Source organism: Gracilimonas amylolytica (genome assembly GCF_002911695.1).
Taxonomy (GTDB): Bacteria; Bacteroidota; Rhodothermia; order Balneolales; family Balneolaceae; genus Gracilimonas; species Gracilimonas amylolytica.
Genome location: NZ_PQBS01000008.1, coordinates 79,132 through 89,027, shown reverse-complemented (window position 1 = coordinate 89,027; position 9,896 = coordinate 79,132). Strand labels below are relative to the sequence as shown.

Below are 9,896 nucleotides of genomic sequence, written 5' to 3'. Positions count from 1 at the left end.
TCCCGAATGCTATGACTTAATCAAGTACTAAGCAGCCTTTTTTTGTTTGTCGAATCTGGATTCATGGTTTGATTTATAGCAAGTTTGGCTGTTCCATATGGCACATATAATAGTGATTAATTTGTTTACCAGGTTATTACGAACTACCGGCCAAGGCTTACCTTCCTCCAGTTTTTTCTGTTTATAGGCACTGAATTTATCGTTGTGTGTACTGGCCGAGCGGGCTGCCATGGTTAACGTAGAACGTGCTTCTGCACTTCCATGGCCGGAAGAACGCGTTTTCCCACGCACCGAACTTCCTGAACTATGACTATGGGGAGCTACTCCAAAACGGGAGGAAATAGCCTTAGGATTCAATTTTTGTTCTCCAAAAAAGAGAATCAGCCACATCCAGGCGGTAACTTCTCCAATACCAGGAATACTGACCAGCAAGTCGTAGTATTCCTGCAGCCCATCATGGGTTTGTATGCACTGCCGAATGTGCTGTTCCAACTGGGCAATATGGTTGTCAAATAACTGTAGTTGCTCTTCCCACCCCTGGCGCACCAGCTCCGGGCAGTCCGGCTGTTGGGCCGATTGCGTTTGCTTGGTTTTGGTGGCCGTTTGCTGGCGTATCAGCCGGCGACGTTCAGCATAGAGTTGTTGAAGCTGATCTAATACCGGCTCTGCCGGGGTGCTCAGTGATAACTGATCAGCAAAACGATCCGCGTATTCAGCCAGTAGCTGAGCATCAAACTGGTCATCTTTACGATGGTGGTCCGGGCCCACCTTTTCCAATATGGTGGTCTTTTCTACCGAGCATCTCCATCCCATTTGGGTTAACGCAACCAATAGTCGTTTACCATAGATTCCGGTGTCCTCCATACAAATAACACTGTTCTGGTCGGTACATCCCGCCTCGGTTATCCACTGGTTTAGTTGTTGGAAACCGGACTCGCAATTTGCGCACTGCATATGTTCCCCGGAAGGACGGTGCCAGCAGTCCAGGGTATCTTTAGAAATATCTATACCAATAAAGTGGGTTAGATTTGTGAGATCCATAAAAAATCCTCATGTTTGATTAACCTTAATGACGTATGCCAGCTAGGTATTATCGGACCTGACTCTGTTCGTAGTGTTTTACTAGCATGCTATTTAGGTTTGGATAATACCGAAGCCGGAGGGGCTGATTCGGGATTTCGAGTTCTGCTCGACACACTCGGTTAGCCTGTCTCCGGCTCGCTGGTATTATAAAAAAGCAGAGTTGACTGCCTTTCTCAATACTTAAAGTCTAACAGAGCATTCGGGAGAAGGATCCGCACAGCCTGAATTATCCTTTTCACGACCTCATTTGCCTGCCTGCCGATTGAGGTAGGTCTTCTACTTCTCAAGGAGAAGGACGCCTTTTATGTTATGCCTGGTAAATCGGTAGTGCAGTAAAATCTTTAGTTACTATCTTGTTTTGAACCGGGATTTACAGGATTAGAAAACATTCTACAGGATTTAGTTCGATACTCATTATTCCTTGTTGAGTTTTGGATATTCCACTTGTCAACCTCATCCGCCTGCTGGGAAGTAGGTCTTTTCGCCTGCCCTGAATTCTAAGGATGAAAAGGAAGTAGTTTCTATAAGCTTGATTGTTTGTATAATAAATGAAGAAACAATGAATCCGGAATAAGCAAAGTCTATGATTTAGATAGGATAATTTGAGGGGTTATTTTGCTGATTAAACCTTATAATTAAAGCTGAATTAAATAAGGAAATTATTATGGAAGATATTGCAGGAAAAACATTCAAAGTTGTAATCGTTGGAAGTGGTCCGGCCGGATTAACAGCGGCACTTTATGCAGCTCGTGCCGACCTGAAACCGATCGTTTTTGAGGGACCGGAACCCGGTGGACAGCTTATGACCACCACTGATGTTGAAAACTTTCCCGGTTATCCTGAAGGAGTAATGGGCCCACAAATGATGCAGGATTTTCGTGAGCAAGCCACTCGGTTCGGGGCCGATTGCCGTTACGGAATGGTGACGAATATTGATTTCAGCCAAAAGCCATATATCCTCACCATTGATGATAATGTGGAGATCTTTGCCCACTCCGTGATCGCTTCTACCGGAGCATCGGCGAAATGGCTGCACTTGCCAAGTGAGCAAAAACTGCGCGGTAAAGGTGTATCTGCTTGTGCAACCTGTGACGGTGCCTTTTTCCGGGATCAGCATGTTCTTGTGATCGGAGGTGGAGATACTGCGATGGAAGAGGCCACATTTCTAACCAAGTTTGCCAGTAAGGTTACGGTTGTACATCGCCGTGATGAATTACGTGCCTCCAAAACCATGCAACAGCGCGCCTTTAACAACGATAAGATCGAATTCATGTGGGACAGTGAGCTGGTTGAGGTCCTGGGTGACAATGTTGTGGAAGGAGCCAAAGTCAAAAACCGGAATACAAATGAAGTTACTACCCTTGATGATGTAACCGGTGTTTTTGTAGCCATTGGGCACAAGCCTAATACCGATCTCTTCAAAGGTGTGGTTGAGATGGATGATGTGGGATATATTCAGACTAAAGCACAATCAACAGAAACGGACCAACCCGGACTATTTGCCTGTGGTGACGCTATGGATGCGGTTTACCGGCAGGCAATTACTGCGGCCGGAACCGGATGTAAGGCGGCTTTGGATGCTGAGCGCTATCTCGGAGAGCTGGAAAGCAGAGAAGCTATTGCCGAGTCACATTGGAAATAATTGAATTGATAAGTGAGAAAGTGATGAAGTGAGTCGATTTTTTAAAACTCACTTCATTACTCATTACTTAATCACTTTTCTTTTTACCTACCGTTTTTTCGTCTTTCTCTTCTTCTTTTTTAGGATCTGAGTCAGATTTAGACTTTGTTTTCTTTGCTGTATCAGTCTCAGTTTCCTCTTCTTCGTCTTCATCCTTTATATCAATGAATTCGGCATCTACTGAATATTCGTCTTCGTCGGTGACTTCCCTCTCCACGATGATCTGATAATCGTTGATGAACATCGCAAACATACCGATCGCTGAAATAACCGGAGCCATAGCTGCTGCCAGGGTCACACCGCCCACACCCATTGTCAGGTTCGTCTGAAACTTGATCTCTCCTTCTTTGTTCTTGATGATAAGCTTACGGGCACTTCCTTCTTTGATCATTTTTCGGATCTGACTGATCACTTCATTAACACCGCCCTGTATCTCCTGATAGATCGTTTTTGCCTTGGATTTAGCTTCTTCTTTTTTCATGATATGTATGATTTATGAAAATTTTTTGTAAGGATTTGCTTTCCCACCGCTCTAACTACGTAAAGAGAATAAAAAAGATTCAGGTACAAAACATGCTTTCAAGAGTTTATTGTGCATCCACCGTCGGTGTAGATGCAAAGATCATTGACGTAGAAACCCATCATACCAACGGGATGGTTGCCTATTTTTTGGTTGGATTGCCTGACCGGGCGGTCAAGGAATCACGCGACCGGGTTGAGGCTGCCATTCGAAACACCGGTTCTTACTATCCGCTGGGCAGGATCACCGTAAACCTGGCCCCGGCCGATCTTCCAAAGGAAGGTAACGGATTCGATCTGCCGATCGCCGTGGGTATCCTGAATATGTCAGGTCAGCTTCACACCAATAAACTGGATGATACGGTAATGCTGGGTGAGCTGGCACTGGATGGCAAGATCCGTCCGGTAAAAGGGGTATTGCCGGTTGCCGTTGAAGCCGCTAAAAAAGGGTTCAAATATCTGGTAGTGCCTAAAGAAAATGGGGGAGAAGCCGCAGTGGTTGAGGGGGTCGAGGTGTTTCCGTTTGAACATTTAAATCAGGTAAAGGACTGGCTTGAAAACAGGGGCAGCATGGATCCGCTCAGAAGTAATGTTCAGGAGTATTTTCATCAGAACGGAAAACACAATCCACTGGATTTCAGTGATGTGCGTGGACAAGAAAATGTAAAACGAGCCTTGGAGATCGCAGCAGCCGGTTCACATAATGTGGTGATGGTGGGACCTCCCGGCTCAGGAAAAACTATGATGGCCCGGCGCATTCCAACTATTTTACCACCACTAACTTTGGATGAAGCCCTCGAAACAACCAAGATCCATTCCGTTTCAGGTATATTGGAATCGGGTAAAGCGTTGATCACTGATCGGCAGTTTCGGTCGCCGCACCACACGGTGTCTGATGTGGCTTTGGTCGGGGGAGGAAGCATCCCGATGCCCGGGGAGATCTCAATGGCTCACAATGGGGTGCTGTTTCTGGATGAATTGCCTGAATTCAAACGCAGTGCTTTGGAGGTGATGCGACAACCGTTGGAAGATGGCTTTGTCTCTATTTCGAGGGCACGGATGAGTGTGACCTATCCAAGTCGCGTGATGCTGGTAGCTTCCATGAACCCATCTCCTTCAGGTGACTGGTATGACCCTAATGATATGGGTGGTACTACCTCTCAACAAATGCAGCGGTACTTAAGTAAGATCAGTGGTCCGCTTCTGGATCGGATAGACTTGCATATTGAAGTGCATAAAGTGAGTTATGAGGAACTATCAGGTAAGGCTAAAGGTGAATCGTCCAATGATATTCGGGAGCGGGTGATAAAGGCTCGAGATATTCAGTCAAAGCGCTTTATGGGAGTGAAGGGAGTGTACAGTAATGCCCAAATGAGTACGCGTATGGTTCGCAAAATGTGCAAACTGGATGAAACCGGATCACAGATCCTCAAAAAAGCCATCACAACGCTCGGTCTGTCCGCTCGTGCCTATGATCGCATACTCAAAGTCTCAAGAACGATCGCCGACCTGGATCACTCTGAAAACATTAAATCGAACCATGTAGCCGAAGCCATTCAGTATCGAAGTCTGGATAGAGAAGGATGGTTGGGGTGAGGAACATTGAACATTCAAATCAAAAGTAAAATGGAAAATAACAGTACAAAAAGAGTATATGATCTTGAGGATAGGTTGATCAGATTTTCGATTAATATCATCAGTTTAATTGAGAAGCTTCCAAAGTCTTACACAGGGAAGTATTTTGCAAATCAATTGGTTCGGAGTGGTACGTCTCCAGCATTTCATTACTCAGAGGCAAAAAGTGCTGAATCTAGAAAAGATTTTGTCCATAAATTTAAGATAGCATTGAAAGAGCTAAGAGAGTCATCAACATGTATGAAGATCATTAAGAGGAAACCCTTATTAAAAGATCAATTGCTTGATGATTTACTAGCTGAGTGTGAGGAACTAATTTCAATTTTTGTGAAAAGCATTAGTACAGCAAAACAGAATATGAAGACCAAGTGATAAACATTGAATGTTCAGAGTTGAATGTTCAATGTTCGTATAAATCGTTTGATTCGGGGTGGAAAATTGGATAAGCTTTCGTTTCAAAATTAATTCCAAACCAGATCCGGCGTTTTGTCCACATTTGTTGATGTTGCTCTTCCGGCGGCTGTTCGCAGGCAGTTTACGTATCATGTTCCCGATGAGCTTGAACCCCACGTTCAGGAAGGACAACGGGTGTGGATCCCATTTCGGAATTTTTATGCGATCGGAGTTATTGTTCGGGTACATAATAAGGTCTCTTCATTTAAGACCAAGCCGGTTCGAAAGATACTGGACAAAGAACCGCTGCTTTCCAAAGAGTTATTGGAGCTGACCGGTTGGATCTCAAAATTTTACTATGCCAGCTGGGGAGAAACCATACAAGCCGCTCTTCCTGCAGGACTCAACTTTGTATCCAGAAAATACCTGAATGTAACAGATAAGGTGAGTAAGGATGGTCTGACTGAAGATGAACAAGAGATAATCACCGAACTAAGTGAAAACAAGACCACCCTGGATGAAGCCAAAAAACGCTGGAAGGGAACGGGGTTAAATAAAGTTTTCAAGAAATTATTAAAAGATAAAATGATCGAGATCTGGGAAGAACCGGATCTGAAAGTTTCGGTCACAACGGAAAGAGAGTGGATCTGGGCAAAAGGGAAATCAGCGAAAGTTGCCAATGAATTTTTGGATAGTGAGGAGGTCAATGAATCCCTGAAATGGACCAAAGCCCTGTCTGAGATCTCATCCTTGATCCCGGTTCGACAGTCTGACCTGCCGGATGATCCCCTGTTCAATTCGTACAGTATCAGAAAATTGCAGGATGAGGGATGGATCTCATTCCGGGAAGTGGACAAAAAGTCCGATATACAGGGTCTGGAGTTTGATCCCGGATCCATCAAAACGCTGAATGAAGATCAGAAACAGGCTTTTGATAAGATCAGTGAGTCTACTCAGAAGAATGAGTTTGCCAATTACCTGTTGTTTGGCATTACCGGAAGTGGCAAAACGGAAGTCTATATTCATGCTCTCAAGCAGGTGATCGAAGCCGGGAAAGGGGGCATCGTGCTGGTACCTGAGATCGCGTTAACACCACAGACCGTATCGAGGTTTTATCGAATTTTTGGTGATGAGATCGCATTATTACACAGCCGGATGTCGGCCGCAGAACGATTGCAGGCCTGGAAGGACCTGAATTCAGGGAAGAAAAAGATCGCGATCGGGCCGCGTTCAGCCGTATTTGCTCCGGTGCAGGATCTGGGAATCATCATATTAGATGAAGAACACGACAGCTCATACAAACAAATGGATCCGGCGCCCAGGTACCATGCCCGGGAAACAGCTATCGTTCGAGCACAGAAGAATAACGCCGTGGTGATCATGGGTTCGGCCACCCCAAGCATGCAGGCTTTGAACATGGCCGCCAAAAGTAAATGTGACATGCTGGAACTAAAAAACCGCCATGCCAATGCTGTGTTGCCTGAAGTTGAGATCGTTGACCTGAAGCAGTACAAGGGCAAAGCCATGAAGGGCGAGTTTTCTGCGTCGCTGTTTATTGCCATAGAAGAGGCTTTGAAGCGAGAAGAGCAGATCATTTTGCTATACAATCGCCGAGGTTATGCCAGTTACCTTCAATGTGAGGATTGCGGGCATATTCCTGAAAGCCCTGAGAGCTCGGTCAGCCTGACCTTCCATAAGCGTAAAAACTTGCTGATGGATCACTACACCGGCTATGCCAGGAGAAAGGATACTCACTGTGAAAATTGCGGTTCCCCAAACCTTAAAGTACAGGGATCGGGTACACAGAATGTGGAGGAACAGCTTGAAACGTTTTTTCCGGAGGCCAATATTATTCGATTCGATCGGGATTCAACCTCCAGGAAAGGAGCTCATGAACGCATTCTTAAAGAGTTCGGAGAAGGTAAAGCAGACATTCTGATCGGGACTCAGCTGGTGGCTAAGGGACTCGATTTTCCAAATGTAACGGTAGTCGGGGTTGTAAATGCCGACACAGAGTTGGCTTTTCCATCCTTTCAGGCAACGGAGCGGATGTATCAGTTACTCAGTCAGGTTTCAGGCCGATCCGGAAGGGGTGATAAACCCGGAACGGTTTACCTGCAAACCCGTCAGCCGGAAAACCCGGCACTGATATTTGCCAAACAACACGACCATCGCGGATTTGCACGACAGGAAATGGAGTTTAGAAAACCCTTGTACTATCCCCCATATTCCAGATTGATCAAGTTTGAGATCAAATCAAGCAAAGAACATCAGGTGAACACAGCTGCGCACAGTTTGAAGCGATCGATTGAACAGGTGGTGCCGGATATCCCTGTTCTTGGACCTTCACCTGCCGCTATTCCATGGCTCAATAAAAAATTTATATGGGAAGTGACTCTAAAGATCGAGCCCGAAAAAGGCGGTTCATATATAGAAATGTTACTTAAAAAGGTGTTTGAGGTGTATAATGCCGCTTCAAAAGGAAAGAGTTCCTCCGTCCGGATAAATGTAAATGTGGATGCTATTCAGTAAAAAAGTAGGCAGAACTTCATGAATGACCCATTAAGAGGTTTCAAAACAGGCCGGCTAAAAAATTTGCAAATACCCCGGCAAAATTGGTATTTAGTGGGGTAGTTCTACACCACTCAAATTGATCAGGAAATGGGAGAAGAGCGCGTAAAGCTTGCTGACGATAATGAACAGATCCAAACCTTCATGAAGCATGTGCTTCGGGATCTGCGTGCCCTGCAAAAAATGCTGGATGAAAACTGGTTCGAAACCGACACGCTGAGGATCGGTGCAGAACAGGAATTGTGCATGGTGGATGCACACGGCAAGGTTTTTCCACGATCGTTGGACGTACTAAAAAAGCTTGGTGAGGGAAATTATACCACGGAGTTCGCTCTGTTCAACCTTGAGATCAACATGGACCCGCTGAAATTTGGAGGTGATTGTTTGTCACAAATGGAGAATAATCTCCACAAAGAAGTTGAATACGTCAGGGAAAACGTGCGGGAGATGGGGGGCAATATCTTGTTGACTGGGATCCTGCCTACCATCCGTAAAATGGATGTGGATATCGAGAACCTCACACCACTCAAGCGTTACGAGGCACTTTGTGAAGCTATCAATAAGCTGAGAGGGAAGGAATTTGAGTTACGTATTCAGGGGATGGATGAACTGCTGATGAAGTTCGATTCTCCATTACTGGAAGCCTGTAATACCGGATTTCAGGTCCATTTACAGGTAAAACCTTCTGAATTTGTGAACCGATATAATATTGCTCAGGCTGTGACGGCACCCGTTTTAGCGGCAGCTGTAAACTCTCCGATCCTGTTTGGTAAGCGACTTTGGGCAGAAACTCGGGTGGCTTTATTTCATCAGTCGATTGATACACGACAGGTGGGGGAGCATTTGCGGGACTCAAGTCCCCGTGTCACTTTTGGTAATCAGTGGCTGGAAAACAGCATTCTGGATATCTACAAAGAAGATATTTCAAGGTATCGGGTGATGCTTAGTGCAGAGATCGAGGAAGAAGTTGAAGAGCTGATGGAAAAAGGTATGACGCCTGAGCTGATGGCATTGAATGTGCACAACTCATCTGTCTATCGATGGAACCGGCCTTGTTATGGGGTCAGTAACGGAAAGCCACACCTTCGCATCGAAAACCGTGTGTTGCCATCAGGTCCAACCGTAGTGGATGAAGTAGCCAATGCAGCCTTTTGGCTGGGCTTGCTGAACGGTTTTGAGGATGAGTATCCCGATATAACACAGGAAATGGATTTCGATAATGCCCGTATGAATTTCTTTGCGGCTTCAAAAATGGGGCTCGATACAAAATTTGTGTGGACCAAAGACCGAAAGATCACTGCGGTTGAATTGATCAAGGAAGAATTACTACCCATTGCCCGGAACGGACTTAATAAAGCGAATATCGATTCATCAGATATAGATACCTATCTCAGTATCATTGAAGACCGGGCTGATACCGCTCAAACCGGATCATACTGGGTGGTGAAATCGTATGGTAAATTGATTAAGGACGGAAACAAGGAACAGGCGTTATCGGCCATCACCAATGCCATGATCAAAAATCAGAACAAAGGGGAGCCGGTTCATAAATGGGGAATGGCCCGTGTGGAGGATCTCGAGCATTGGAAGCCCTCCAAATTGATGGTGGAAGAGTTTATGACCACAGATCTGTTTACCGTTCGCAAAGATGATATCCTGGAATTTGTGGCCAACCTGCTTGACTGGCGTAAGATCAGGTACCTGCCGGTTGAAGATGATCAGAAGCATTTGATTGGGTTGATAACCATGAGGCAACTGCTCAGGGAATATTCAAGGACTGAAGAGAAAACAAATGATACGGGGTCCAAAACGGTGTCGGATGTGATGATACAAAATCCGATCACCATTCATCCGGAAGCCTCCATCATGGAAGCGATGGCCATCATGAAAGATCAGCAGATCGGATGCCTGCCGGTCGTAAAAAACAGTCGGTTGGTGGGTATCATCACAGAAGGAAATTTTATGAATATTACGATCCGGTTACTGAAAACACTGGAAAATAAATCAGATTAAA

Annotated in this window: 7 protein-coding genes; 5 read left to right on the top strand and 2 right to left on the bottom strand. The window is 45.3% G+C overall.

What is annotated here, in order from left to right:
- Positions 1-27: 27 nt before the first annotated feature.
- Complete coding sequence (locus C3B73_RS02235; protein WP_103664008.1) at positions 28-1,041, bottom strand: IS110 family RNA-guided transposase; 1,014 nt, start codon at positions 1,039-1,041, stop codon at positions 28-30.
- A 706-nt stretch (positions 1,042-1,747) separates the two neighbouring features.
- Between C3B73_RS02235 and trxB the strand changes: the two genes are divergently transcribed.
- Positions 1,748-2,725 (top strand): thioredoxin-disulfide reductase, encoded by a 978-nt coding sequence (gene trxB / locus C3B73_RS02230; RefSeq protein ID WP_103664007.1) that lies wholly within the window; start codon positions 1,748-1,750, stop codon positions 2,723-2,725.
- A gap of 67 nt (positions 2,726-2,792) precedes the next feature.
- Here trxB and C3B73_RS02225 read toward each other — a convergent pair whose 3' ends face one another.
- On the bottom strand, positions 2,793-3,245 hold the full coding sequence (locus C3B73_RS02225; protein ID WP_103664006.1) for a DUF4342 domain-containing protein: 453 nt from the start codon (positions 3,243-3,245) through the stop codon (positions 2,793-2,795).
- A gap of 92 nt (positions 3,246-3,337) precedes the next feature.
- On the opposite strand from C3B73_RS02225, the gene C3B73_RS02220 reads away from it, so the two are divergent.
- The 4 genes from C3B73_RS02220 (at position 3,338) to C3B73_RS02205 (ending at position 9,895) form a co-directional block, all read left to right on the top strand.
- Positions 3,338-4,879 carry a YifB family Mg chelatase-like AAA ATPase gene (locus C3B73_RS02220; RefSeq protein WP_103664005.1) on the top strand — a complete coding sequence of 514 codons (1,542 nt, stop codon included), beginning with the start codon at positions 3,338-3,340 and terminating at the stop codon, positions 4,877-4,879.
- A gap of 30 nt (positions 4,880-4,909) precedes the next feature.
- Complete coding sequence (locus C3B73_RS02215) at positions 4,910-5,290, top strand: four helix bundle protein (protein ID WP_103664004.1); 381 nt, start codon at positions 4,910-4,912, stop codon at positions 5,288-5,290.
- 114 nt (positions 5,291-5,404) lie between these two features.
- Positions 5,405-7,843: a replication restart helicase PriA gene (gene priA / locus C3B73_RS02210; RefSeq protein ID WP_103664003.1), complete on the top strand. Its 2,439-nt coding sequence runs from the start codon at positions 5,405-5,407 to the stop codon at positions 7,841-7,843.
- Between the two features lie 129 nt (positions 7,844-7,972).
- Complete coding sequence (locus C3B73_RS02205) at positions 7,973-9,895, top strand: CBS domain-containing protein (RefSeq protein ID WP_103664002.1); 1,923 nt, start codon at positions 7,973-7,975, stop codon at positions 9,893-9,895.
- Position 9,896: the final 1 nt, after the last annotated feature.